This is a genomic window from Streptomyces sp. BK340 (genome assembly GCF_007827595.1).
Classification (GTDB): Bacteria; Actinomycetota; Actinomycetes; order Streptomycetales; family Streptomycetaceae; genus Streptomyces.
Map to the genome: position 1 here is coordinate 554480 of NZ_VISR01000002.1, position 26573 is coordinate 581052.

20 protein-coding genes, 1 pseudogene and 1 riboswitch are annotated in these 26573 nt (G+C 71.5%); of the genes and pseudogenes, 19 read left to right on the plus strand and 2 right to left on the minus strand.

Features of this window, described 5'->3' with window-relative positions:
* Positions 1 to 101 precede the first annotated feature (101 nt).
* The 4 genes from mfd (at position 102) to FB157_RS05865 (ending at position 5926) form a co-directional block, all read left to right on the plus strand.
* Positions 102 to 3635: a transcription-repair coupling factor gene (mfd, locus tag FB157_RS05850; protein WP_145876591.1), complete on the plus strand. Its 3534-nt coding sequence runs from the start codon at positions 102 to 104 to the stop codon at positions 3633 to 3635.
* Between the two features lie 218 nt (positions 3636 to 3853).
* Positions 3854 to 4570: an HNH endonuclease family protein gene (locus FB157_RS05855; protein WP_261386180.1), complete on the plus strand. Its 717-nt coding sequence runs from the start codon at positions 3854 to 3856 to the stop codon at positions 4568 to 4570.
* A gap of 64 nt (positions 4571 to 4634) precedes the next feature.
* Complete coding sequence (locus FB157_RS05860) at positions 4635 to 5114, plus strand: hypothetical protein (protein WP_145876592.1); 480 nt, start codon at positions 4635 to 4637, stop codon at positions 5112 to 5114.
* 68 nt (positions 5115 to 5182) lie between these two features.
* Positions 5183 to 5926, plus strand: a complete 744-nt coding sequence (locus FB157_RS05865; RefSeq protein WP_186581358.1) for an N-acetyltransferase — start codon at positions 5183 to 5185, stop codon at positions 5924 to 5926.
* A 68-nt stretch (positions 5927 to 5994) separates the two neighbouring features.
* On the opposite strand, the gene FB157_RS05870 is transcribed toward FB157_RS05865, so the two are convergent.
* Complete coding sequence (locus FB157_RS05870; protein WP_145876595.1) at positions 5995 to 6711, minus strand: hypothetical protein; 717 nt, start codon at positions 6709 to 6711, stop codon at positions 5995 to 5997.
* 151 nt (positions 6712 to 6862) lie between these two features.
* Entirely contained in the window at positions 6863 to 7294 is a 432-nt protein-coding gene (locus tag FB157_RS05875) for a hypothetical protein (protein ID WP_186581359.1), read from the minus strand.
* A 193-nt stretch (positions 7295 to 7487) separates the two neighbouring features.
* Here FB157_RS05875 and FB157_RS05880 point away from each other — a divergent pair, with 193 nt between their 5' ends.
* The 15 genes and pseudogenes from FB157_RS05880 (at position 7488) to FB157_RS05945 (ending at position 26452) form a co-directional block, all read left to right on the plus strand.
* Positions 7488 to 9644 (plus strand): N-6 DNA methylase, encoded by a 2157-nt coding sequence (locus tag FB157_RS05880; RefSeq protein WP_145876597.1) that lies wholly within the window; start codon positions 7488 to 7490, stop codon positions 9642 to 9644.
* Positions 9645 to 9795: 151 nt separating this feature from the next.
* A complete protein-coding gene (locus FB157_RS05885; protein ID WP_145876598.1) occupies positions 9796 to 10449 on the plus strand; it encodes a hypothetical protein in 654 nt (217 codons plus the stop codon).
* 38 nt (positions 10450 to 10487) lie between these two features.
* On the plus strand, positions 10488 to 11981 hold the full coding sequence (locus FB157_RS05890; protein ID WP_261386188.1) for a serine/threonine-protein kinase: 1494 nt from the start codon (positions 10488 to 10490) through the stop codon (positions 11979 to 11981).
* Positions 11982 to 12105: 124 nt separating this feature from the next.
* The gene (locus FB157_RS05895; RefSeq protein ID WP_145876601.1) at positions 12106 to 12930 is read left to right on the plus strand and encodes a glycoside hydrolase domain-containing protein; all 825 of its coding nucleotides are present in this window, start codon (positions 12106 to 12108) and stop codon (positions 12928 to 12930) included.
* Between the two features lie 141 nt (positions 12931 to 13071).
* Positions 13072 to 13719 carry a SurA N-terminal domain-containing protein gene (locus FB157_RS05900; protein WP_145876603.1) on the plus strand — a complete coding sequence of 216 codons (648 nt, stop codon included), beginning with the start codon at positions 13072 to 13074 and terminating at the stop codon, positions 13717 to 13719.
* 133 nt (positions 13720 to 13852) lie between these two features.
* Positions 13853 to 14821: a nucleoside triphosphate pyrophosphohydrolase gene (locus tag FB157_RS05905; RefSeq protein WP_145876605.1), complete on the plus strand. Its 969-nt coding sequence runs from the start codon at positions 13853 to 13855 to the stop codon at positions 14819 to 14821.
* Positions 14822 to 14896: 75 nt separating this feature from the next.
* Complete coding sequence (locus FB157_RS05910; protein WP_145876607.1) at positions 14897 to 17242, plus strand: tetratricopeptide repeat protein; 2346 nt, start codon at positions 14897 to 14899, stop codon at positions 17240 to 17242.
* Positions 17239 to 18516 (plus strand): cytochrome P450, encoded by a 1278-nt coding sequence (locus FB157_RS05915; RefSeq protein ID WP_145876608.1) that lies wholly within the window; start codon positions 17239 to 17241, stop codon positions 18514 to 18516. The genes FB157_RS05910 and FB157_RS05915 overlap by 4 nt, the downstream gene beginning before the upstream one ends.
* 196 nt (positions 18517 to 18712) lie before the next feature.
* Positions 18713 to 19756 (plus strand): transglycosylase family protein, encoded by a 1044-nt coding sequence (locus tag FB157_RS05920; protein WP_145876611.1) that lies wholly within the window; start codon positions 18713 to 18715, stop codon positions 19754 to 19756.
* Between the two features lie 183 nt (positions 19757 to 19939).
* Positions 19940 to 20108, plus strand: a riboswitch (cyclic di-AMP (ydaO/yuaA leader).
* Between the two features lie 4 nt (positions 20109 to 20112).
* The gene (locus FB157_RS05925) at positions 20113 to 20802 is read left to right on the plus strand and encodes a transglycosylase family protein (protein WP_145876613.1); all 690 of its coding nucleotides are present in this window, start codon (positions 20113 to 20115) and stop codon (positions 20800 to 20802) included.
* 373 nt (positions 20803 to 21175) lie between these two features.
* A complete protein-coding gene (eno, locus tag FB157_RS05930; RefSeq protein WP_145876615.1) occupies positions 21176 to 22462 on the plus strand; it encodes a phosphopyruvate hydratase in 1287 nt (428 codons plus the stop codon).
* A gap of 98 nt (positions 22463 to 22560) precedes the next feature.
* Positions 22561 to 23037, plus strand: coding sequence for a septum formation initiator family protein (locus tag FB157_RS05935; protein ID WP_145876617.1), 477 nt, complete (start codon positions 22561 to 22563; stop codon positions 23035 to 23037).
* 28 nt (positions 23038 to 23065) lie between these two features.
* A pseudogene (locus FB157_RS48230) lies at positions 23066 to 23467 on the plus strand (DUF501 domain-containing protein); the annotation flags it as partial.
* A gap of 258 nt (positions 23468 to 23725) precedes the next feature.
* The gene (locus FB157_RS48235; RefSeq protein WP_261386189.1) at positions 23726 to 24628 is read left to right on the plus strand and encodes a Ppx/GppA phosphatase family protein; all 903 of its coding nucleotides are present in this window, start codon (positions 23726 to 23728) and stop codon (positions 24626 to 24628) included.
* 444 nt (positions 24629 to 25072) lie between these two features.
* Positions 25073 to 26452: an NAD(P)/FAD-dependent oxidoreductase gene (locus FB157_RS05945; RefSeq protein WP_145876621.1), complete on the plus strand. Its 1380-nt coding sequence runs from the start codon at positions 25073 to 25075 to the stop codon at positions 26450 to 26452.
* Positions 26453 to 26573 lie beyond the last annotated feature (121 nt).

Genomic DNA, 26573 nt, shown 5'->3' on the forward strand with positions numbered 1-26573 from the left:
AGCCTCCGACGCCCACAGCGGCAGCGTCGTAGGCTGGAGACCCCCGGCTGCCACCCGCGCCGGGCTACTTGCGTTGCCCACCTCCGGACGGACTACCCCCCATGAGCCTGCACGGTCTGCTCGACGCCGTCGTCAAGGACCCCGCCCTCGCGGAAGCGATCACGGCAGCCGCGGACGGCAACCGCATGCACGTCGACCTCGTCGGCCCGCCCGCCGCCCGCCCCTTCGCGATCGCCGCCCTCGCCCGCGAGGCCGCCCGCCCGGTGCTCGCGGTGACGGCGACGGGCCGCGAGGCCGAGGACCTGGCGGCAGCCCTGCGCTCGCTGCTGCCGCCGGAGGGGGTCGTGGAGTACCCCTCCTGGGAGACCCTCCCGCACGAGCGCCTCAGCCCGCGCAGCGACACCGTCGGCCGCCGCCTCGCGGTCCTGCGCCGCCTCGCCCACCCCCGCCCGGACGACCCCGAGACCGGCCCGGTCTCCGTGGTCGTGGCGCCCGTACGCTCCGTGCTCCAGCCACAGGTCAAGGGCCTCGGCGACCTGGAGCCGGTGTCCCTGAGGACGGGCCAGACGGCGGACCTGAACGAGATCGTGGAAGCCCTCGCGGCCGCCGCCTACGCGCGCGTGGAGCTGGTGGAGAAGCGCGGCGAGTTCGCCGTGCGCGGCGGCATCCTCGACGTGTTCCCGCCGACCGAGGAACACCCCCTGCGCATCGAGTTCTGGGGCGACGACGTCGAGGAGATCCGCTACTTCAAGGTCGCCGACCAGCGCTCCCTCGAAGTCGCCGAGCACGGCCTGTGGGCCCCGCCCTGCCGCGAGCTGCTGCTGACGGACAGCGTCCGTACGCGCGCGCGTGCCCTCGCCGAGGAGCACCCGGAGCTGGGCGAACTGCTCGGCAGGATCGCCGAGGGCATCGCGGTGGAGGGCATGGAGTCCCTGGCGCCGGTGCTGGTGGACGACATGGAGCTGCTGCTCGACGTCCTGCCCAAGGGCGCCATGGCCGTCGTGTGCGACCCGGAGCGGGTCCGCACGCGTGCCGCGGACCTGGTGGCGACGAGCCAGGAGTTCCTGCAGGCCTCCTGGGCGGCCACGGCGGGCGGCGGCGAAGCCCCGATCGACGTCGGCGCCGCCTCCCTGTGGTCCATCGCCGACGTCCGCGACCGCGCCCGCGAACTGGACATGATGTGGTGGTCCGTCTCGCCCTTCGCCGCCGACGAAGAGCTCGACTCGGACACCCTCAAGCTGGGCATGCACGCCCCCGAGACCTACCGCGGCGACACCGCCAAGGCCCTCGCCGACACCAAGGGCTGGCTCGCCGACGGCTGGCGCACGGTCTTCGTCACCGAGGCCCACGGCCCGGCCGCCCGCACCGTGGAGGTGCTCGGCGGCGAGGGCATCGCGGCCCGCCTCGACGCCGACCTCGGCGAGCTGAACCCCTCCGTCGTGCACGTCTCCTGCGGCTCGATCGACTTCGGCTTCGTCGACCCGGCGCTCAGGCTGGCCGTCCTCACCGAGACCGACCTGTCCGGCCAGAAGGCCGCCGGCAAGGACGGCGCCCGCATGCCGGCCCGCCGCCGCAAGACCATCGACCCGCTCACCCTGGAGCCGGGCGACTACATCGTCCACGAACAGCACGGCGTCGGCCGCTACATCGAGATGGTGCAGCGCACCGTCCAGGGCGCCACCCGCGAGTACCTGGTCGTGGAGTACGCCCCCGCCAAGCGCGGCCAGCCCGGCGACCGGCTCTACATCCCCACCGACCAGCTGGAGCAGATCACCAAGTACGTCGGCGGCGAGGCCCCCACCCTGCACCGCCTCGGCGGCGCGGACTGGACGAAGACCAAGGCGCGCGCCAAGAAGGCGGTCAAGGAGATCGCCGCCGACCTGATCAAGCTCTACAGCGCGCGCATGGCCGCCCCCGGCCACACCTTCGGTGCGGACACCCCCTGGCAGCGCGAGCTGGAGGACGCCTTCCCGTACGCGGAGACCCCCGACCAGCTCACCACCATCGCCGAGGTCAAGGAGGACATGGAGAAGTCGGTCCCGATGGACCGCCTGGTCTGCGGCGACGTCGGCTACGGCAAGACCGAGATCGCGGTCCGCGCCGCCTTCAAGGCCGTACAGGACGGCAAGCAGGTCGCTGTCCTGGTGCCCACGACCCTGCTGGTCCAGCAGCACTTCGGCACGTTCTCCGAGCGGTACTCGCAGTTCCCCGTGAACGTGCGGGCGCTCTCCCGCTTCCAGACCGACACCGAGGCCAAGGCCGTCCTGGAGGGCCTCAAGGACGGCGCGGTGGACGTCGTCATCGGCACCCACCGCCTGTTCTCCTCCGAGACCAGGTTCAAGGACCTCGGCCTGGTCATCGTGGACGAGGAGCAGCGCTTCGGCGTCGAGCACAAGGAGCAGCTGAAGAAGCTCCGCGCCAACGTCGACGTGCTGACCATGTCGGCCACCCCGATCCCGCGCACCCTGGAGATGGCGGTCACCGGCATCCGCGAGATGTCCACGATCACCACCCCGCCCGAGGAACGCCACCCGGTGCTCACCTTCGTCGGGCCGTACGAGGAGAAGCAGATCGGCGCGGCCATCCGCCGCGAACTGCTGCGCGAGGGCCAGGTCTTCTACATCCACAACCGGGTCGAGTCCATCGACCGCGCGGCGGCCCGGCTGCGCGACATCGTCCCCGAGGCGCGCATCGCCACCGCCCACGGCCAGATGTCCGAGTCGGCCCTGGAACAGGTCGTCGTCGACTTCTGGGAGAAGAAGTTCGACGTGCTCGTCTCCACGACGATCGTCGAGTCCGGCATCGACATCTCCAACGCCAACACGCTGATCGTGGAGCGCGGCGACACCTTCGGCCTCTCCCAGCTGCACCAGCTGCGCGGCCGCGTGGGACGGGGCAGGGAGCGCGGCTACGCCTACTTCCTGTACCCGCCGGAGAAGCCGCTCACGGAGACCGCGCACGAGCGGCTGGCCACGATCGCCCAGCACACCGAGATGGGCGCGGGCATGTACGTGGCCATGAAGGACCTGGAGATCCGCGGCGCCGGAAACCTCCTCGGCGGCGAGCAGTCCGGGCACATCGCGGGCGTCGGCTTCGACCTGTACGTGCGCATGGTCGGCGAGGCCGTCGCCGACTACCGGCGGCAGCTGGAGACCGGCGAGATCGAGGAGGAGCCGCCGCTCGAGGTCAAGATCGAGCTGCCCGTCGACGCACACGTCCCGCACGAGTACGCCCCCGGCGAGCGGCTGCGTCTGCAGGCCTACCGTGCCATCGCCTCCGCCAACACCGAGGAGGACATCAAGGCGGTCCGGGAGGAACTCACCGACCGCTACGGCAAGCTGCCCGAGCCGGTGGAGAACCTGCTGCTGGTGGCCGGGCTCAGGATGCTGGCGCGGGCGTGCGGCGTCGGGGAGATCGTGCTGCAGGGCACCAACATCCGCTTCGCGCCGGTGGAGTTGCGCGAGTCGCAGGAGCTGCGCGTCAAGCGGCTGTACCCGGGCACGGTCATCAAGCCGGCCGTGCACCAGGTGCTGGTGCCCCGCCCGAAGACCGCGAAGGTGGGCGGCAAGCCGCTGGTCGGCCGCGAACTGCTGGGCTGGGTCGGGGAGTTCCTCGCCTCCGTCCTGGGCTCGTAGGCGACGAGGAGGATTTCGGGGTCGCAGGCCTTCGGAGGGCGTGCGACCCCGCCGCCCCGCGCTCCGTTCCCGGCATCACGTGCCCCCGCACAACACCCACTGCACGGAATCTCCTCGGCGGCCCCCGTCGGAGGGACGCCGTACGGCCGTTACGGTGGTAGGCGGAACGATCCGCCCCGCATGTGAGGGCGGACCAGGGCGAACCAGGGGGGACGCGCGTGAGGCGTCTGAGGGGTGGGGCGGTCACCGCTGCGGTCGTGATGGTCGCGGTGGCCGGGTGCAAGGCAGAACAGGACAAGGGGGCCTCCGGGCCCGAGCGGACGGGAGGCGGGGGCGCCGCCCTCACCGCCGCCGAGTCGCTGCCCGTCAAGGGCCGCGCCCCGAAGACCGGTTACTCCCGGGCCCGGTTCGGCTCCGCCTGGGCCGACACCGACTCCAACTCCTGTGACACCCGCGACGACATACTCAAGCGCGACCTGAAGGACGTGAAGGTCGCCGGCGGGAGCTGCAGGGTCACGTACGGCCTCCTGGAGCCCGACCCCTACTCCGGCAAGGACATCACCTACCGGCGCGGCCGCAGCCAGGTCGACATCGACCATGTCGTCGCCCTCTCCGACGCCTGGCAGAAGGGCGCCAAGTACTGGGACCCCAGCAAGCGCATAGCCCTGGCCAACGACCCCCTCAACCTGCTCGCGGTCGACGCGAGCACCAACCGCGGCAAGGGCGACGGCGACACCGCCACCTGGGTGCCGCCCAACCAGGCCTACCGCTGCACCTATGTGGCGGCCCAGGTGGCCGTCAAGCAGAAGTACGGCCTGTGGGTCACCGCCGCCGAGAAGACCGCGATGACGAAGGTCCTCACCGCCTGCCCGAACCAGAATCTCCCCACGGGCGGTAACCCGACGAAGGCTCCGGAGCGGTTCCGGGCGCGCTGAGCGGGGCCGGCCCACGGCCGAAACCCGGGTGCACCGGCGACGGCACGGCAGGCACCATGGCGGGATGCCTGATCTGCTCTGGGACGACGTCGCCGACTGGTTCGACCCCGAGGAGACGGGCCCGTTGCCGGACCTGCGCGTGCCCGGCGCCTCGACCGCGGACTGGCAGGCCGTCCTGGACCTCGTACGGGACAGCGGCCTGCGGTACTGCTACGAGGAGGGCGACGCCGTTCTCCCGCTGCCACGGGCGGCGGCTGTGCTCTCCCGGCCCGCCGGCGCCGAGTGCCCGAACCTGAGCGTATGGCTGGCGCCCGACATAGTGGCGATCTTCCGCTTCTACGCCGACGAGGAGATCGACTTCGACGTGGATCTGCGGGAGTTGCAGGGCCAGGAGCGGCTCGACGTCCTGTGCGGATTCCTGCGGTCGATCGGCCGGCGCTTGGACAAGCCGGTGCTGATGGATCCGGAGGGCGGTCACGGGCATCCGATGCTCGGGTACGACCCGGCCACCGACCGGGTCCTCTTCCTCGCCGACTCCGACTGAACGACCGGCCCTCGACGACCGGCCGAATTCGCTGTCCCCGCGGGTGCGTGCCGCTTACGGTGACCTGCATGGACGTAAAGGTAAGCACCCTCGCCGAGCGGCCCGACCGGCTGCCGGCGGTGCTCGGGATGGCCGACACATGGCCCGAGTTCGTGACCAACGACCCCGTGGGCAGCGCCCACTACGGCCGCATCCCCACCGAACTGCCGCAGTACGCGCTGTTCGCCGAGGACGAGCGGGGCGAGGTCGTGGCCCACGCCTTCAGCGTGCCCTTCTCCCTCGCCGCCGAGGGCCGGGGGACCCTGCCCGCCCGGGGCTGGGACGAGATCCTGCTGTGGGCCTTCGCCGACCGGCGCCGCGGCACCCGCCCGGACACGGTCAGCGCGATCTCCGTCGTCATCGCGCCGCACGCCCAGGGCCACGGCCTGTCCGCCGTCATGCTCTCGGCGATGCGGGAGAACGCCCGCGCGCACGGCTTTTGCGAGGTCGTCGCCCCCGTCCGCCCGAGCGCCAAGCACCGCGAACCGCACACCCCGATCACCGAGTACGCCCACCGGGTGCGCCCCGACGGCCTGCCGGAGGACCCGTGGCTGCGTGTCCACGCCCGGGCCGGCGCCACCATCGACTCGATCGCCCCGGCCTCCATGACCGTGGGCGCCTCGCTGGAGGAGTGGCGCCGCTGGACCGGGCTGCCCTTCGACACCGCGGGGGACGTCGAGGTGCCCGGCGCGCTGGTCCCGGTCCGCTGCGAACCGGAGCGGGGGTACGCCGTCTACGTCGAACCCAACGTTTGGATGCGACACCCGCTCTGATCCGTGCCGGCGCGGCCCGTGCTCGGTGTGACCCGTGCGAGGCGTGGCTCGGCCGTCGGTCCCGGTGATCAGGACTTGGCGGCCGCGTCCTTCAGGGAGCCCACGACGTGCCCCGCCAGCTTGGTGGCGTTGGCGGCGCCGTTGTCGCTGCCGGCCGTGGACATCACGGTGACCACGGAGCTGCCCACGCGGGCGGCCACCAGGGTGGTGCCGTTCTCCCAGCGAGGGCTGGTGAGCGTGATGGTGTAGGCCTCGTCACCGAGTCCGGAGGTGTCGCGGCCGGAGAGCTTCACCTTGGCGTGCGCGTCCGTGTCCGTGAACGTGGCGCACGCGGTGGCGGCGTTGCGCACCTCCTTCATCACCGTAGTCGCGGTGGTGCCCTGGAACGCGTCGATCCCCTGGACCATCTCTTCGCTCTGGTCCTTGTTCGCGTAGTCGTTCTGCGCGAACGACACGCCCCCCTTGAAGCCGGTCACGTCGATCCACGAGGTGTTCTCGAACTTGGAGCAGTCCGGCTTCGCCGTGTTCCGGCTGCTCGGGGCGAGGAACTGGCTGCCGCTGTCGGCGGCGCCGTCCGCGACGGGGGTGAGGTGGGAAGGGTAGACCGACGCCGGTGCCAGAGCCTTCTTCAGCTGGGTGCCCGTCATCAGGCCGGCGTTGGGGTCCTTGGCCTTCGTCGCCTTGGCCGACGTGGTGGCGTCGGAGGAACCGGTGGAGCAGGCGGCCAGGGCCAGCGGGAGCGCGGCGACGGCGAGGACCTTGACGAAACGGGACGGAAGACGCATGGAATTTCCTTGGGGGAGTCGGTACTTGGTGTGCGGTGGTAGGTGCGAGGCAGTGTGGTGCGAAGCGGCACCGGAGGCGGGGCTCGGGTGCCTGGGCGCGGGACGTGAGTGAAACGTCCCGCGCCGGCCGGAGGCGGGAGCGCCTGCCGGGTCAGGCCGTCTTCTTCCAGCCGCCGCAGCCGGTCGTCTTGAAGTAGGCGTCCGTGGACCTGATGGTGACGACGGCCGTGCCGGCGACGTTGTCGTTGGCCAGCACCGAGTCGGTGTCGCCCGAGGCGCCCTTGGTGCGCTCCCAGTAGCACATGCCGTCGGTGTTGCCGGAGGAGCGGTAGGTGCCGGGCTTGATGTCGGAGCCGACCTGGTAGTCGCCGTTCCCGCCGAAGGCCGCCTTCTTCTTCTCGGCCGCCTCGGCACTCCCCGGGTCCTTCTTGCCGCCGGGCCGGTGCGCGGCGGAGGCCGAAGAGTCCTTGCCGCTGCTGTCGGAGCCGGCGTGCTTGCCCTCGCTGTCGGCGTTCGCGGACACGACACCGATGACGACGACCCCTACGACGGCGCCCAGCGCGATCTTGCCCTTCATCCCCATGACGGGACCCCCTCCGCTGGCGTGGCGACCGCCCCCTCCGGCTGGCCGCTCGTTCGCTGGGTCAATAAGACCAGAGCTTGTGAACCGAGTCAACACGGTTCACATCATTGAATGTGTACACGTGTGTGAAGGCGGGGATCTTGTGTACGCCGGTATGCTCGGCGCACACACGGGACGAGGGGGAGTGGGGCCGGTGCAGGACAACGCGACAGAGGTGACCGCGGCCGGTATCGCCCGGCTCGCCGGGGTGGGCCGGGCCGCCGTCAGCAACTGGCGCCGCCGGCACGCCGACTTCCCCAAGCCGGTCGGCGGCACCGAGACCAGCCCGTCCTTCGCGCTGGCCGAGGTGGAGGCCTGGCTGCGCAACCAGGGCAAACTCGCCGAGGTCCCGCTGCGGGAACGGGTCTGGCAGCAGCTCGCCGGCCATCCCGAGGGGCCGGTCACCGCCCTGGTGCACGCGGGCTGCGCCCTGCTGCTCATCCATGAGCGCCCCACTGTCTGGCTCGACGTGAGCGCCGGCTCCGACGAGCGGCTGGCCGCGATGCTGCCCGGCGCGCTGGACCAGGTGCTCAGCCCGCGCTTCGGCGCCGCACACGCCCGCGGTGTTCACACCGACCGTTCCGCGGGCTCCTCACCGGCTGTTGACGGTCCACTTCCTGTGAACACCGATACGACGGCTCACAGCGAGGCCGGCCCCCCGCCCGCTCACACCGCTCACACCGCACCCGCCCTCCAGACCCCGACCGGCCCCCAGCTCCTCCCCTCCGCCCCCCTCCTGCGCGGCGCCGCCGAGCTGGCCGCCGAGACGGGGGCGCGGCAGACCTTCGAGTTCCTGCTGGGCCGGCATCTGGACGCGAACCCGCGCCAGTACACGCTCACCCCGGCCGAACTCGCCCGCCTCATGGCCGACCTCGCCGGTCCCGCCCGCACCGTCCTCGACCCGGCCTGCGGCACCGGCGCCCTGCTGCGCGCCGTGGACCCCCGCCCCGGCCAGGAGCTGTACGCCCAGGACAGCGCGCCCGACCTCGCCGCGCTGACCGCGCTGCGGCTCGCCCTCAACACCCGGGCCACCGTGCGCGGCGCCGTCGGCGACACCCTGCGCGGCGACGCCCACCCGCAGCTGCGCGCCGACGCCGTCCTGTGCCATCCGCCGTTCAACGAGCGCAACTGGGGCCACGACGAACTCGCCTACGACCCCCGCTGGGAGTACGGCTTCCCCGCGCGCACCGAGTCCGAGCTGGCCTGGGTGCAGCACGCGCTGGCCCGGCTGGCCGAGGGCGGCACCGCCGTCCTGCTGATGCCGCCGGCCGCGGCCTCCCGCCGTTCCGGGCGCCGGATCCGCGCCGACCTGCTGCGCCGGGGCGCGCTGCGGGCCGTGCTCGCGCTGCCGGCCGGCGCGGCGCCGCCGTACAACATCCCGCTGCACGTGTGGGTGCTGCGCCGGCCGGACCGGACGCCCGCGGCGCCCGAGGTGCTGCTCGCCGACACCGGACGGTTCGCGGGCGAGGCGCGGGGCGGCCCGGACTGGCAGGCGGTACGGGACGCCGTGCTGGACGCCTGGCGGACCTTCGAGCGCGCGGGGCGGCTGGAGGAGCGGCCGGGGCTGGCGCGTTCCGTGCCGGTCATCGAGCTGCTCGACGACGACGTGGACCTCGCCCCCGCCCGCCATCTGCCACCCCCGGCCGTGGCCGACGGCGTGGAGCAGCTCGCGGCGGTGCGCGAACGCCTCGGCGAGACCCTGCGGCTGACCGCAGGCCTGACCCCGCCCCCCGCCGACCCGGTGCCGCCCGCACGCCGGCCGCTCACCACCGTCGGCGAACTCGCGCGCGGGGGCGCGCTGGTGCTGCGCACCGGCGGAAACGGCGGCCGCGCGCGCGTGCCCGTTCTCACCGACCATGACGTGCTCGCCGGAACGGCACCCTCGGGGACGCTTCCGGAGAGCGACGAGGAGGCCGTGCTGACCGAGCCGGGCGACGTCGTCGTACCGGTGCTCGGGGGTGGTTCGGTGGCGCGCGTGATCGACGAGGCGACGGGGGGCGCCGCCCTGGGGCGCAGTCTCGTGCTGCTGCGCCCCGATCCCACGGCGCTCGACCCCTGGTTCCTCGCCGGCTTCCTGCGCGGTACGGCCAACCACCGCCAGGCCAGCAGCTACGCGTCCACGGCCACCCGCCTGGACGTGCGCCGCCTGCAGCTGCCCCGGCTCCCGCTCGACGAACAACGGCGCTACGGCGCGCGTTTCCGCGCACTCGACGAGTTCGAACGGGCACTGCGCCATGCGAGCCGGCTCGGGGAGCAGCTCGTGCGCGGGATGTACGACGGGCTCACGGACGGCATCGTCGCGCCTGATTGACGGCGGCGCCCGGACAACGGTTCGGTACAACCCGGGCCGGTTGTCCGCGCCGGGCCATATGCTCGAAGCGACCATCGCACGAGTGGTGTTGTCCGCCCGGCCGAGCGCATCGGGCGGGCACGTACACCCATGTCAGGCATCAGGAGCAGTCATGCAGGGCCACGGCTACGCACGGCCGGTGAAGCAGCCGCCCCACATCGGGTGGCTGGTCTTCATGCGTGTGCTGTTCGTGGCGATCGGGATCTTCAGCCTCGGCTTCCTGACCTGGGCGATACTGCTGCGGCTGGCCGTCGTCACACGCAAGTCGCTGGACTGGGGCCTGTTCGTGGCGGTGCTGGCGGCCGACTTCCTCGCCATCGTGCTGCTGGGCAGCGAGCCCGGCGAGGAGGTCCACACCACGGGCGGTTACCTGGGGATGGCCCTGATCCTCGGCGTCCTGCCCATCGTCCTCGTGTATTACCTGGTGGCCGACGCCCGGCACTTCCAGAACCTGCAGAAGGCGTACGAGGCGAGCCGCGGGCTGTCCGGGTACGGCTATCCGCAGCCCGCGTCGCCGTTCACGGCGACGACCGGGGCGCAGACCCCGGTGCCCGCCCCGTCCCCGCCCGCCATGCCCCCGGCGGCGCACACGCCCGTTCCGCGGCCCCCGTTGACGACCCCGCCGCCCCAGCGTCCGGCGCCCGCCCGGATCGACCAGGTGCGGGCCGAGCTGGACGAGCTGAGCGACTACCTGCGCAAGCACGACGGCCACCAGGACGGCCGTGACGAGGGCAGGCAGGACGCCGGCCACGAGGGCGGACGGTGACCGTGGCGACAGGACGTGTCGTCGCCGGCCGGTACGAGCTGTCCACGCTCATCGGACAGGGTGGCATGGGCCAGGTCTGGACGGCGTACGACCAGCGGCTCGACCGGCGCGTGGCGGTGAAGCTGCTGCGCCCGGACAAGGTGGCCGGGCAGGAGGCGGACGAGCTGCGCCGCCGCTTCGTGCGCGAGTGCCGGGTCACCGCACAGGTGGACCACCCGGGCCTGGTCACCGTGCACGACGCGGGCAGCGAGGGCGAGGAGCTGTTCCTCGTCATGCAGTACGTCGACGGCGCCGACCTCTCCGACCACCTCGCCGAGCACGACCCGTACCCGTGGCAGTGGGCGGTCGCGGTGGCCGCGCAACTGTGCGCCGTGCTGAGCGCCGTGCACGCCGTGCCGATCGTGCACCGCGACCTCAAGCCGCGGAACGTGATGGTGAAGCAGGACGGCACGGTCACCGTGCTCGACCTGGGCGTGGCCTCGGTCATGGACACCGACACCACCCGCCTCACCCACACCGGCTCGCCGATCGGCTCACCCGCCTACATGGCGCCCGAGCAGGCGATGGGCGGTGCGGTCGGCCCGTACACCGACCTGTACGCGCTCGGTGTGCTGATGCACGAACTGCTCAGCGGAGACGTGCCGTTCGCCGGATCCACGGCGCTCGGCGTGCTGCACCGGCACCTGTACGAGCCCCCGCTGCCCGTGCGCCGTATCCGCCCCGAGGTCCCCGAGGCGCTCGAGGCACTGGTCCTGCGCCTGCTCGCCAAGGACCCGCAGCACCGGCCGGCCTCCGCACAGGAGGTGTACGAGCACCTGGCGCTGCTCCTGCCCGCGCGCGGGACACCCACCGGGGCGCCTCTGGACCCCACGCGCCCCTTCCTGCGCCCGCACGCCCCGTGGCCGGACCGGGCGCGGACGCCCGCGCCCCAGCCCGCCCCCGTGACACCCGTGCCGAACACGGCCGAGAAGCCCGACGTCGCCGCCGCCGTCGACGAGGTCAAGCGGCTCCTCGGGGAGGGCCGGATCACCCAGGCCGTCGACATACTCGGCGCGATCCTGCCCGCCGCGGCCGAACAGCACGGCGAGCACTCCCCGGTCGTGCGCACCCTGCGCAAGCAGTACGCGGCCACCCTCATGGACGACGGCCAGTACCGGCGCGCACTGCCCGAACTGCGCCGCCTCGGCGACGAACGCGCCGCCGAGGCCGGCCAGGCCGACCCGCAGTCCCTGCGCTTCCGCTACGAGGCCGCCCAGTGCCTGGAGCAGCTCGGTGAGCCGGCGGCGGCACTCGCCGAGTACCGCGCGCTGCTGCCGTACTACGAGAACCAGTACGTCTCCGGAGACCCGCAGCTCGCCCACGACGTGCGGCGCCGCATCGGCCACCTGCTGCTCGCGCTCGGCGACCGCCCGGCCGCCCACGACACGCTCGCGCGGCTGCTGATGGATGTCGAACGCTTCCAGGGCCCGGGACACCCGCTGGCCGCCGAGATCCGCCGCACCCTGCAGTGGCTGGGACAGGTGCGTGGCTAGATTTTGCTGTTCCCTGAGGGATTCTTGTGATCTTCGGGGGATCGCGTTTCCCGAAGGCAGGGGCGGCGCCGTATAGGTTGCGCTTCGCTTTTCGCCAGGCACGTACGAGCAGGGGTGGGGTTTCATGGCCGGTCATCGGCAGTCGAAGAAGCGCAGGTACACCACGTGGGCGGTGGCCGGAGCGGCCGTCGTCGCCGGTGCCGGCATCGCCGCGCAGACCTCCATGGCCGCCACCGCCTGGCCCGCGCAGAAGACGTTCACCGGCCGTGCGTTCGACACCTGCACGGCGCCCTCCGAAGCCACGATGAAGGCCTGGCACACCGGCTTCTACGGTGCCGCCGCCGTCTACGTGGGCGGCAAGAACCGCGGCTGCAACCAGCCCAACCTCACGTCCAAGTGGGTCACGGACGTCACCGCCATGGGCTGGAAGCTCATCCCCCTCTACGTCGGCTCCCAGCCGTCCTGCGGGTCCGGCGGCTCCGTGAAGATCAGCGCCGCCACCGCCGCGTCCGTCGGCAGGTCCGAGGCGGACGACGCGGTGGCCAAGGCGTCGGCGCTCGGCATCAAGGCCGGCAGCCCGATCTACCTGGACATGGAGGCGTACGACACCACGAACACGTCGTGCAACGACGCCGTGCTGACGTACGTCCGCGCCTTCGACAAGGAACTGCACGCGAAGACGTACCGCGCCGGTTACTACGGCTTCACCAGCTCCAGCGCCAAGGCCGTCGCCACCGCCACCGACAGGACGGACCTGCCCGGCAACCTCTGGTACGCGCTGTGGGACAAGCAGAACACCACCACCGCGGACTGGCCGTGGGGCGCCACCCAGTTCACCGGTCACAGCCGCGCCCACCAGTACATGGTCAACAGCAAGGAGGCGCACGGCGGCGTCACGCTCACCGTCGACCGTGACGCATGGGACGCGCCGGTGGCCATCACCGGCTGACGGCGGCACCGCCGGCGCGCGGCGGTGCCTGAAGTCCCGGTGAATCGTTGGTCGAATGGCTTGGCCAGAGCTGAGCCGCTGCCTACCATCGATCACCGCAAGACTTTGTGCACCGTCGCACAATCTCCTCGGGAGGTTTCCTTGCACCGCCGCCGTCGCACCGCGCTCGTCCTCTCCGCCGCGATCGCCACCGCGGCCCCCCTTCTTGCCGCCTGCGGAAGCGATGCGCACCCCGGCGCGGCAGCCGTCGTGGGAGGGCAGCGGATCACCGTCGCGCAGCTGGAGAACCGGGTCAACGAGGTACGCAAGGCGCAGCGGGCCGCGGTGCCGGACGAGACCCAGTACCAACAGGTCCTCTCCTCCACCAGCAGCCTCACCCGCGACACCCTGCACAACATGGTCCTGGACCGGGTGCTGCACCGCGCCGCGCAGGACGGGGGGATCACGGTCACCCGCAAGGAGGTCCTGCAGATGCGCGGCGGCCTGGAGCAGCAGGCCGGCGGCACCAAGGGGCTGGAGACGGCCTGGCTGCAGAAGTACGGCATCGCGCCCGCGCGGCTCGACGACAACCTGCGCCTCCAGCTGGAGGCGCAGAAGCTCGCCGCGAAGCTCGGCACCGACACGACCCAGCCCGCCTTCTGGAAGGCCCTGTCCAAGGCCTCCGAGGAACTCCACGTCGACCTCAACCCGCGCTACGGCTCCTGGGACGTGCAGAAGAGCAGCCGGGTGGACGCCAAGACGCCGTGGGTACGGGAGGTCACGGCGGGCGAGCAGCAGCAGACGGCCTAGCGGGCGGTCTCCGGGGTGCCGTAACGGTACGGCGGGCGGCCTGTGGACGCCCGTCGGTCATACGATCACACGGCACCCCTGCCCCTGTGGACAACCGATCCCGTCCCTCTTCACCGTGGGTTAGGTTCGGATCGTGAACGCAACCAGCCCCGAAGCCGCCCCCGGCCGCATCGTCCTGCTCACCACCAGCCACCGTGTCGCGCCCGGCCTGCTGTCCTGGCCCGCCTGGCAGGCGCTGCGCGCCGCCGACGCGGTGCTGTGCGCGGACGGTGCGCACCCGCAGCTGCCGTATCTGCGGGAGGCCGGGATATCGGTGGCGCAGGCGTCCCCCACCGCTCAGGAGCTGGTCGACGCCTGTGCCGGCGGGCGGACGGTGGTGGTCGTGGCCACCGGTGAGGGGGAGCCCGCCCTCACCGACGGCCTGGCCCGCCTGGCCGGCTCCGGCCGGGTGCGGATGCCGGAGCTGGAGCTGCTGCCCGCCTCCTACGACCTGCCCGGCGCCCGTCTCCTCGACCTCGTCCAGGTCATGGACCGCATCCGCCTCGAATGCCCCTGGTCGTCCCGGCAGACCCACCAGGGCCTGGCGAAGTACGGCATCGAGGAGGCGTACGAACTGGTCGAGGCGATCGAGGCCGGCGACCGCGAGGAACTGCGGGAGGAGCTGGGCGACGTCCTGCTCCAGGTCGTCTTCCACTCCCGCATCGCAGAGGAGGACCCGGAGACGCCCTTCTCGGTCGACGACGTGGCCGGCGGCATCGTCGCCAAGCTGATCCACCGCCACCCGCACGTCTTCGGCGACGAGAAGGCCGAGACCCCCGAGGACGTCAAGGAGCACTGGCTGCGCACCAAGGCCGAGGAGAAGCGGCGCACCTCGGTCACCGAGGGAGTCCCCCTCGGCCAGCCCGGCCTCGCCCTCGCCGCCAAACTCGCCTCCCGCGTCCGCACGGCGGGCCTGGACGTCGCGCTGCCGCAGGGGGAGGGCATCGGCTACGAGCTGCTGGCCATGGCGGTACGGGCCGAGGCGGAGGGCGTGGACCCGGAGGCGGCGCTGCGGGCGGCGGCCCGGGTGTACCGGGACGCGATCAAGGAGACGGAGGGCTGATTGCCCACAGGGCGTCAGGGCCCTTGTGCCTCAGTACCGTTGACCTGAACGTGGTCGTGAGGTGTGGGGGCGTGCGTGAGGCTGGAGTCGGAGCTGGCGAGCGTTGGGGCCGAGGTCCTCGTGGCGAGGCGGGACCCGGTGGAGTGGACCCGGGTGAGGAAGGCGTTCGCGGCCTGGTTCAAGAGCAACGGCGCTCCCGGCTACGAGACCGAACTCCGCGTCGACCCGTGGCCCGCGGCCGGTCTCACGGAGCTGGAGCGGAAGGTCTGGTTCACGCGGGTACGCATGACGCTCGACCATGCACCGGACAAGGGCGCGGCGGCTGAGCAACTACACCTCCTGATAGGGGAGTTCGCTCCCGCTCCGGACGAGGGACGCGCCCCCGCTCCGGGCCCGGAACAGCGCACACCTCGCGTCCCGGACCACGTCGACTTCCGGCGCGGCACCTTCCACGGACCGGTTGTCGGCGTCCAGAACAACTACGGCACGCAGCCGGGTGCCGGGTACGGAGACCCCGACAACTGGCCGACCGTGGAGGAAGTCGACCTGATGAGGCTCGGGGTGCGGCGCACCCGGCGGTTCGGGACCGAGACCGGTGTTCCGGCCTACGTCCCGCGGGATGTGGACGAGATGCTGCGGGGCTGGCAGGAGCGTGACGGCCTCCTCGTCATCACCGGCGGCCCGTCGTCCGGCAAGACGAGGACCGCCTGGGCCGCCATGTTCGACCACCTGCCGCTGCACGCCCGGGTCTACGTGCCCCCGCCGAGCGCGGACCTCCGAGGCCTCCCCGGACTGCTGCGCGGCCGCGACGACCCCCACGTCCTCTGGCTCGACGAGCTGGAACGCCATCTGGGGGACAACGCGCTCGACCTGGGCCTGCTCGCCGAGCTGGCCCGTCTGCGGGTACCGGTGGTGGCCACGATGAGCGACGAGGAGTACGACAGACACCGGTTCGGCGCCGGACCGGCGTCCCGGCTGCTGAGCCAGGCCAGGACGGTGCCGTTGAGTTCCCGGTGGAGCGAGGGCGAACTCCGGCGGCTCGCCCAGCTGGCTCCCGGCGACCCCCAGCTGGCCGACGCCCTCCGGTGGCGCGGTGACAGCGGAGTCACCCAGTACCTCGCCGTCGGCCCCGAACTGTGGGAGCTGTGGCGCCGCGCCGCCCTTTCCAACAGCCGCCATCCGCGTGGGCACCTGGTGGTGAGAGCCGCCATCGATCTCGTGCGCTGCGGTGTCACCGGGGACATCCCCAGGCAACTGCTGGAAGCGGCGTGCGTCTGCTACGGAGCTGCCCACGTGGCCGGGCTGCCGGAGACCGAGTCGTTCGAGGACGGGCTGGCCTGGGCCGCCGAGCGACGGCAGGCGGTGACCGGCATGCTGGTGCGGGGAGTGCCGAGACACGTGGGGGACAGTGACGAGACGTGGCGGCCGTACGGCTCGCTGGTCGCGGACGTGATGCGGGACCCGTCCTCGGCGCCGGTCCCGCTCGCCGTATGGCGCTGCGCGCTCGACGGGACCCGGTACGACGCCGACGTGCGCCGGGGAGTGCTGGTCAGGGCGTACGAGGTGGTCGAGCCCTGCGCGGAGGGCGGCGACGCCGAGGCGATGCAGGTCATGGGGCTGGTGGGTGAGGCCGCGGGGGACGAGGCGATGACGCTCGCGTGGTTCCGCAGGGCGGTGGACGCGGGGAGGACACAGCTGGCGGGACGCGTCGGAGAAATCCTTCTCGACCAGGGGAAGGCGGAGCAGGCGCTTCCGTATCTCCGGACGGCTGCCCAGGACTGCCCCGAGGGCTCGGAGGGCCCCACGGCCAGGCTTCTCGGGCAGGCCTACCTGACGCTGGCCGAGCAGTGGTTGGGAAAGGCCGCGAAGGCCGGTGATGCGGAGGCCTCCCACCAGCTCGGTGATCTGCTGCTCGGCAGGGGAGACATCGAGGAGGCGAGCGATCTCTACGTGACCGCCGAGTCCCATGGACACGCTCCGGCCGCCAGGAGCGTGGGTGTGCACCATCTGTTGCAGGGCGAGGGAGAGGCGGCCCAGGTCTTCCTGAGCCGCGCGGCCGACACGGGGGACGAGCGGGCGGCCGCCCTGCTGCACCTGATCACCGGCAAGGCCCAGACGGTGGCGGAGGCCGAGGCATCCTTCGAGGAGGCCATGGAAACGACTCCTTACCCGTGGGACCACACGAACCTCGGCGTCGTACTGGAGAAGCAGGGACGCGAGAGTGAGGCCCTGCGCCACTACGAACAGGGCTCCAAGCGGGGCGACGCCCACGGTGCCTACCGGCTGGCCCTCCTCCTCGAAGCAGACGGCAACGCCGACCGGGCGAAAGCCTGGTACCGCAAAGCCGCGGCCCTGGGCCACCCCGCTGCCCTGAAGGCGCTCGGCGAGACGTCCGGGAAGCCGGATACCGTCAAGGAGTGACCAGCCAGCCCAGCCACCCCCACCCCCCGACGGCCCCCGACCTCTTCACCTGGGAGTTCGCCGGCGATCCCTACCCCGCCTACGCCTGGCTCCGCGAGCACGCCCCCGTGCACCGGACCCGGCTGCCCAGCGGGGTCGAGGCCTGGCTGGTCACGCGGTATGCCGATGCCAAGCAGGCTCTCGCCGACCAGCGGCTGAGCAAGAACCCGGCGCATCACGACGAGCCCGCACACGCGAAGGGGAAGACCGGTATCCCCGGCGAGCGCAAGGCCGAGCTCATGACGCACCTGCTGAACATCGACCCGCCGGACCACACCCGCCTGCGCCGGCTGGTCAGCAAGGCGTTCACGCCCCGCAGGGTCGCCGAGTTCGCGCCCCGGGTGCAGGAGCTGACCGACCAGCTCATCGACCAGTTCGCCGAGCGGGGCTCGGCCGACCTCATCCACGAGTTCGCGTTCCCGCTCCCCATCTACGCCATCTGCGACCTGCTCGGCGTCCCGCGCGAGGACCAGGACGACTTCCGGGACTGGGCGGGGATGATGATCCGGCACGGGGGCGGGCCGCGGGGCGGGGTCGCACGGTCCGTCAAGAAGATGCGCGGCTATCTCGCCGAACTCATCCACCGCAAGCGCGAGGCGCTGCCCGCCGAGCCGACCCCGGGCGAGGACCTGATCTCCGGCCTCATCCGCGCCTCCGACCACGGTGAGCACCTCACCGAGAACGAGGCCGCCGCGATGGCGTTCATCCTGCTGTTCGCCGGGTTCGAGACGACCGTGAACCTGATCGGCAACGGCACCTACGCCCTGCTCACCCACCCCGAGCAGCGCCACCGCCTGCAGCGGTCGCTGGCCGCCGGGGAGAGGGACCTCCTGGAGACCGGGGTCGAGGAACTCCTGCGCTACGACGGCCCGGTGGAGCTGGCCACCTGGCGGTTCGCCACCCGGCCGCTGACCATCGGCGGGCAGGACATCGCCGCCGGGGACCCGGTGCTCGTCGTACTCGCCGCCGCCGACCGGGATCCGGAGCGGTTCGCGGACCCGGACGTCCTTGACCTGTCCCGCCGGGACAACCAGCACCTCGGGTACGGCCACGGCATCCACTACTGCCTCGGCGCCCCGCTCGCCCGTCTGGAGGGCCAGACCGCGCTCGCCACCCTCCTCACCCGCCTCCCCGACCTGCGGCTGGGGGCGGACCCGGCCGAGCTGCGCTGGCGCGGCGGGCTCATCATGCGGGGCCTGCGCACCCTCCCCGTGGAGTTCACGCCCGTCCCCTGAGCGCGGCTCGAACGGGCCGGACGCGGGCAGAGGTTCGCCCGGTCGAACATGACAGGGACTCTCTTCTGTGATCTTCACGTGATCTGCGCGGCATTAACTTGTGACAAGTGATCGTCTGCCGATACGTTCACTCATCAGCGTGGCCCCCGAGTTCCATCGGCCACGCCGGCCCCGCTGTCGCACGAAAGGCTTCCGCATGCTCTCCGGGAACGGTCGTCACCGTCGCCCCCGTCAGGCTCCGGCCCTCCTCGTCGCGGCCGGCGTGACCGGATCCGCCATCGCCATCCCGCTCCTCGGCGCGGCCAGTGCCAACGCGGCCGACGGCACCACGTGGGACAAGGTGGCCGAGTGCGAGAGTGGCGGCTCCTGGAGTGCCGACACCGGCAACGGCTACTACGGCGGCCTGCAGATATCCCAGGACGACTGGGACAAGTACGGCGGCACGAAGTACGCCTTCAGCGCCGACCAGGCCAGCCGTTCGCAGCAGATCGCCGTCGCCGAGAAGATCCTCGCGGACCAGGGCACCACCCCCTGGGCCACCTGTGCCCTGCTCTCCGGCATGACCTCGAAGTCCGGCTCCGTGGACGTCGACACGGGCGTCTCGGGCTCCGACTCGGGCTCCGGTCACTCCGGTGACTCTTCCCAAGCCTCGGGCTCGTCCGACTCGGACGACAACTCCGACTCCGGCGAGAATTCCGACTCGTCCGGACTGCCGGATTCGCCCTCCTCGTCACCCTCGTCCGACTCCTCCTCGGATGCGAAGGACAAGCCGTCCAACAGTGCCGACAAGGGTGCCGGCTCCAACAGTGCCGACAAGGGTGCAGACGCTCCCAAGTCAGACAAATCCGCATCGCCCGGGTCCGGGCAGGTGCAGGGCGGCGAGTCCGTCACCACGGATCCCGCAACGGAGGACTCGGACAATTCGTGGCAGACCAGCAGCTCTTGGAGCCTGGTCGACACCGGCGCCCTCAGTAGCGGCGGGCGCCACCGCGGTGGCAGTGCGGACGAAAGTGCGACAAGCGGTCAGAACGCCACCCCCTCGGGTCGCCACGCCGGCCGCGAGGCGGGCACCTACGTCGTCCACGAGGGCGACACCCTCGTCTCCATCGCCGACTCCCTTGATCTCGACGGCGGATGGCACACGCTCTACGCCGAGAACAAGAAGGCCATCGGCGCCGACCCGAACCACATCAGTGCCGGTCAGACCCTGAAAGTCGGTACCGAAAAGGGCGATGAGTAGCGGGAGTTGACGCCCCGCTTCGCTCGCTAATGTCCGTTTTGGTGAAAGTGTGGGATGAGTCTCAGAAGCCCTGATCGTCTTTGAAATTCCGCCGATCGCCTGCCTACGGTCAAGGCCGCTCGTCACCACGAGCCCCGGCATCCGCAACGCCGAGTCCTGCCAGCGGCCGCCCGGGAACAGTCGTCGCGTCATGCGCCGTAGGCAGGAGCGGGGGACCCAAGGTAAGCGCCAGGACCGGCAGTTGATGCCGGCACCGGCTTGGGGTGAAGCCGCGTCCCGTAAGGGTCGCGGCCGGGCAACTCAACCGGCCCGAATCCGACAGCTCACCTCGCAGGCGTCGGTGAGGGGATCGATCCATGCTGTTTTCCGGCAAGGGCAAGCACCGTCGTCCGTTCAAGGCCACCCGTGCCATCGCGCTCGCCGGTGTCACCGGCGCCGTCGTCGCCGCCCCGCTGATGGCGGCCGGCAACGCCTCCGCCGCCACCGCCTCCGAGTGGGACGCGGTCGCCCAGTGCGAGTCCGGCGGCAACTGGTCGATCAACACCGGCAACGGCTACTACGGCGGCGTGCAGTTCTCCGCCTCCACCTGGGCCGCCTACGGCGGGACGGCCTACGCCGCCCGCGCCGACCTGGCCACCAAGCAGCAGCAGATCACCATCGCCGAGAAGGTCCTCGCCTCCCAGGGCAAGGGCGCCTGGCCGGTCTGCGGCACGGGCCTGTCGAGCACCCCGTACAGCGGCACCGCGGCGGCCCCGTCGAGCGGCAGCTCCTCGAAGACCACCACGACCACCACCCGCGCCGCCGCGCCGCAGGCCGCCTCCCGCTCCGCCGAGCGCCCGGCCGCGAGCCAGACCGTCACCACCCCGACCGGCAAGAAGGTCAAGAAGGGCGACGGCGAGTACAAGGTGGTCAAGGGCGACACCCTCAGCACGATCGCCGAGAAGCACAAGGTCAAGGGCGGCTGGAAGAAGCTGTTCGAGCTGAACAAGGACGTCGTCCAGGACGCGAACCTCATCTACCCGGGCCAGCAGCTGCACCTGAAGTGACACCTGGCTCCCACCGGAACCACAGTGCTCTCACAAGGCCTGCCCCCAATCTGAAGGCCTCGTGAGGGTCATCCCCCCGTCCCCACGGGCTCCCCACCCCGGCGCGTCTTCCCCCGTACGCGCCGGGGTGGGGTTGTTTGTGTCCCCGGCCTGCTCCCCGCCCCGATTCCTCTCCGTCTCCCCGCCCGTTTCCCACTCTTCGGCCGGGCCTCATCCGCAGGCCTCTTTGTTCCGAGCCTGAACAATAGGTACGGTCTCCCTGTTCCTCCCTGTCCACGGGACGGTCGGTCGGTGGCCGACGCCCCTGGGACGGTTAGGCTCTAGGCGCAAGGCACACAAGCCCCGCACAACCAGCGTCACATCCACGAAGGAGATGCTCGTGCCGTCCATCGACGTCGTCGTAGCCCGGGAAATCCTGGACTCCCGAGGCAACCCCACGGTCGAGGTCGAGGTCGGCCTCGACGACGGCAGCACGGGTCGTGCCGCCGTCCCGTCCGGCGCCTCCACCGGTGCCTTCGAGGCCATCGAGCTGCGCGACGGTGACCCGAACCGCTACCAGGGCAAGGGTGTCGAGAAGGCCGTCCTCGCCGTCATCGAGCAGATCGGCCCGGAGCTGGTCGGCTACGACGCCACCGAGCAGCGCCTGATCGACCAGGCCATGTTCGACCTGGACGCCACCGACAACAAGGGCTCCCTCGGCGCCAACGCCATCCTCGGCGTCTCCCTCGCCGTCGCCCACGCCGCCTCCGAGGCCAGCGACCTCCCGCTCTTCCGCTACCTGGGCGGCCCGAACGCGCACCTGCTGCCGGTGCCGATGATGAACATCCTGAACGGCGGCTCGCACGCCGACTCCAACGTGGACATCCAGGAGTTCATGATCGCCCCGATCGGCGCGGAGTCCTTCTCCGAGGCCCTGCGCTGGGGCACCGAGGTCTACCACACCCTCAAGAAGGTCCTGAAGGGCAAGGGCCTGTCCACCGGTCTCGGCGACGAGGGCGGCTTCGCCCCGAACCTCGGCTCCAACCGCGAGGCCCTCGACCTCATCCTCGAGGCCATCAAGCAGGCCGGCTACATCCCCGGTGAGCAGATCGCGCTCGCGCTCGACGTCGCCGCGTCCGAGTTCTACAAGGACGGCAAGTACGAGTTCGAGGGCAAGTCCCGCTCGGCCGCCGAGATGACGGAGTACTACGAGGAGCTCGTGGCGGCCTACCCGCTCGTCTCCATCGAGGACCCGCTGTTCGAGGACGACTGGGCCGGCTGGAAGGTCATCACCGACAAGCTCGGCGACAAGGTCCAGCTGGTCGGCGACGACCTGTTCGTCACCAACCCGGAGCGCCTGGCCCGTGGCATCGAGGAGGGCACCGCCAACGCCCTGCTCGTGAAGGTGAACCAGATCGGTTCGCTGACCGAGACCCTGGACGCCGTCGAGCTGGCCCAGCGCAACGGCTTCAAGTGCATGATGTCCCACCGCTCCGGCGAGACCGAGGACGTCACCATCGCCGACCTGGCCGTCGCCACCAACTGCGGCCAGATCAAGACCGGTGCCCCGGCCCGCTCCGAGCGCGTCGCCAAGTACAACCAGCTGCTGCGCATCGAGGAGATCCTCGACGACGCCGCGGTCTACGCGGGCCGCTCGGCCTTCCCCCGTTTCAAGGGCTGACCCATCTCGGGCTAAGCCTTAGCCAGTCGTACGTACGTCCCCGTACTCGGTCCCGTACCGTGTGCGGGGACGTACGCACGTGAAGGGGAGGCGGGGACATGGCCGTGAAGGACCGGGACCGGTTCTCCACCGCGACCAGGCTCAAGCTGCTCGGCGAGCAGACGGCGGCCCGCGTCTACCGCTCCCAGACCAAGCGGCAGGCTCGCCGCTCCCGCCTCACCGGCCGCGCGGCGCTGCTCGCGCTCGTGCTGTGCTCGCTGATCGTCGCGCTCGCCTATCCGATGCGGCAGTACGTCTCCCAGCGCGCCGAGATCGCCGACCAGCAGCGGCAGCAGGAACAGGCCCGCAAACGGGTCGAACAGCTGCGCGACCTCAAGGCGCGCTGGCAGGACGACGCCTATGCCGAGCAGCAGATCCGGCGCCGGCTGCACTATGTGATGCCCGGTGAGACCGGGTACGTCGTGATCGACCCGGGCGCGGCCAAGCAGTCCCGCGCCGACCTCGGGGCCGCCCACCGGCCCTGGTACGCGAACGTCTGGGACGGGGTCGACAAGTCCGACGCCTCCGACCAGTGAACCGACAGAAAGACAGCTGAACACAGTCATGGAAACGCCTCCGCCGCCCACTCCGCGTACCGAGCCGACCGACGCGGACGTCGAGGCCTTCAAGCAGCAGCTCGGGCGTCCGCCGCGCGGGCTGAGGGCGATCGCGCACCGGTGCCCGTGCGGGCAGCCGGACGTCGTGGAGACCGCACCGCGGCTGCCGGACGGCACGCCCTTCCCGACGACGTACTACCTGACGTGCCCGCGCGCCGCCTCGGCGATCGGCACGCTGGAGGCGGACGGCGTCATGAAGGAGATGACGGAGCGGCTGCAGAACGACCCCGAGCTGGCCGCCGCGTACCGGGCCGCGCACGAGGACTACATCCGGCGCCGGGACGAGATCGAGGTCCTGGAGGGCTTCCCGAGCGCGGGCGGCATGCCGGACCGGGTGAAGTGCCTGCACGTGCTGGTGGGCCACTCGCTGGCCGCCGGCCCGGGCGTGAACCCGCTCGGCGACGAGGCGATCGCCATGCTGCCGGAGTGGTGGCGCAAGGGGCCGTGCGTGCAGCCGCTCGTGGCGCCCGACCCGGCGGACGAGCACCCGGGCGAGGAGGGCGCGGTCCTCGACCCCGCCGAGGCCCGCAGCGGCTTCTTCGCCGGCAGGCCGCCGGTCGCCGAGGGCTTCTCGCGTGTCGCGGCCGTCGACTGCGGTACGAACTCGATCCGGCTGCTCGTCGCCGACGTGAACCCGGCGACCGGTGAGCTGCTGGAGCTGGACCGGCGCATGACGATCGTGCGGCTCGGCCAGGACGTGGACCGCACCGGCCGGCTGGCGCCCGAGGCGCTGGAGCGGACCTTCGCGGCCTGCCGCGAGTACGCGGACGTCATCCGTGAACTCGGCGCCGCCAAGGTGCGGTTCGTCGCCACCTCGGCCTCCCGGGACGCGGAGAACCGGGACGACTTCGTGCGCGGTGTCGTCGACATCCTCGGTGTCGAGCCCGAGGTCATCAGCGGCGACCGGGAGGCCGAGTTCTCCTTCACCGGTGCGACGAAGGAGCTCAAGGGCCGCGAGGACCTCGCCAAGCCCTACCTGGTGGTCGACATCGGCGGCGGCTCCACCGAGTTCGTGGTGGGCGAGGACCGCGTACGGGCCGCGCGGTCCGTCGACGTGGGCTGCGTGCGGATGACCGAGCGGCATCTGGTGCAGGACGGCAAGGTGAGCGACCCGCCCACCGCGGAGCGGATCGCCGCGATGCGGGCCGACATCGAGGCCGCCCTGGACCTGGCCGAGGAGAGCGTCCCGCTGCGCGAGGCGCGGACCCTGGTCGGCCTGGCCGGCTCGGTCACCACCGTGTCCGCGATCGCCCAGGACCTGCCCGAGTACGACTCCGCGCGCATCCACCACTCCCGCGTCTCCCGCGACCGCGTCCGTGAGATCACCGAGCGGCTGCTGCGCTCCACGCATGCCGAGCGCGCCGCGATCGCGTCCATGCACCCGGGCCGGGTCGACGTCATCGGCGCGGGCGCCCTCGTGCTGCTCGCGATCATGGAACGGACCGGGGCCGAGGAGGTCGTCGTCAGCGAGCACGACATCCTCGACGGCATCGCGTGGTCGGTGGCGTAGCTCTCTTTTGTTACTGGTCGGTAGCTGTCGGCTGAGCAGGTCGGATAACGTCTGAGCGGGACTGAGGGGCCCTCGAGGGCCCCTCGGTGACGGCCGGTCGGAAAAGTTCGTGAAGTTCTTCACAAGGAATTCCGTCTCGCGGAACCAGGAAAAGGGGCCGGTTGGCCCTTCCGGGGGCTTCCAGGCTGTTTGAACATGTTCAGACGGTGGGTGGAGCAGGGGCCCGGAGGGGGGTGCTCCAGGGGTGTTGCGAGGTGCTCACAACCACCCCGGTCACCCAGAGAGGCAGCTCACGCGGCCTTGACAACGGGGCAGACCGCCCAGGTGTTCACCCTCGGCGCCATGACCTGCGTCACGCGGGTCGCGGAGTTTAGCACAGGGCCTGTCGGACCTTGTGAAGGGGCGCACGAGCACCCCTCCCGGGCCGGGTGGATACTCGATGGCATGAGCACCACGGAGCGTCCCAGGATCCTCGTAGTAGGCGGTGGGTACGTAGGCCTGTACGCAGCTCGGCGCATCCTCAAGAAGATGCGCTACGGCGAGGCGACCGTCACGGTCGTCGACCCCCGGTCGTACATGACCTACCAGCCCTTCCTCCCCGAAGCCGCCGCCGGCAGCATCTCCCCTCGGCATGTCGTCGTCCCGCTGCGACGCGTGCTGCCGAAGGCGGAGGTCCTCACCGGCCGGGTCACCACCATCGACCAGGACCGCAAGGTCGCCACGATCGCCCCGCTGGTGGGCGAGGCGTACGAGCTGCCTTTCGACTACCTCGTCATCGCGATGGGCGCGGTCTCCCGCACCTTCCCGATCCCCGGCCTCGCCGAGCAGGGCATCGGCATGAAGGGCATCGAGGAGTCCATCGGCCTGCGCAACCACGTCCTCGAGCAGCTGGACAAGGCCGACTCCACGACCGACGAGGAGATCCGCCGCAAGGCGCTCACCTTCGTCTTCATCGGCGGTGGCTTCGCGGGTGCGGAGACCATCGGCGAGGTCGAGGACATGGCCCGGGACGCGGCCAAGTACTACAAGAACGTCTCCCGCGAGGACATGCGCTTCGTCCTCGTCGACGCCGCCGACAAGATCCTTCCCGAGGTCGGCCCCAAGCTCGGCCAGTACGGCAAGGAGCACCTGGAGAGCCGGGGCGTGGAGATCTACCTCTCCACCTCCATGGACTCCTGCGTCGACGGCCACGTGGTGCTGAAGAACGGCCTCGAGGTCGACTCCAACACCATCGTCTGGACCGCCGGCGTCAAGCCGAACCCGGCTCTCGCCCGCTTCGGCCTGCCCCTCGGCCCCCGCGGCCACGTCGACTGCGAGCCCACGCTCCAGGTCGCCGGCACCGACTACATCTGGGCCGCGGGCGACAACGCCCAGGTGCCCGACCTCGTCGGCCGCAAGGCGGGCAACGAGAACGCCTGGTGCCCGCCGAACGCCCAGCACGCGCTGCGCCAGGCGCGCGTCCTCGGCGACAACGTGATCTCCGGTATGCGGGGCTTCCCGCAGAAGGAGTACGAGCACGGCAACAAGGGTGCGGTCGCCGGTCTCGGCCTGCACAAGGGCGTGGCGATGATCGTCATGGGCAAGATGAAGATCAAGCTCAAGGGCCGCCTCGCCTGGTACATGCACCGTGGCTACCACGGTCTGGCGATGCCGACCTGGAACCGCAAGATCCGCGTCTTCGCCGACTGGACCCTCGCCATGTTCCTCAAGCGCGAGGTCGTCTCCCTCGGCGCCATGGAGAACCCGCGCGAGGAGTTCTACGAGGCCGCCAAGCCGGCGCCGGTCGCCGCCGCCAAGACCGAGGCGAAGGCCAAGGCCTCCTGACCTCCGGTCGTCCGACAGCCCGAAGGGGCCGCCCGCCATCCGTGGTGCGGGCGGCCCCTTCGTCGTGTGCGCCGTACCGTCGCAGGGAGCCGACCGTGCCGTCAGTGGGGTGATCTCTGCA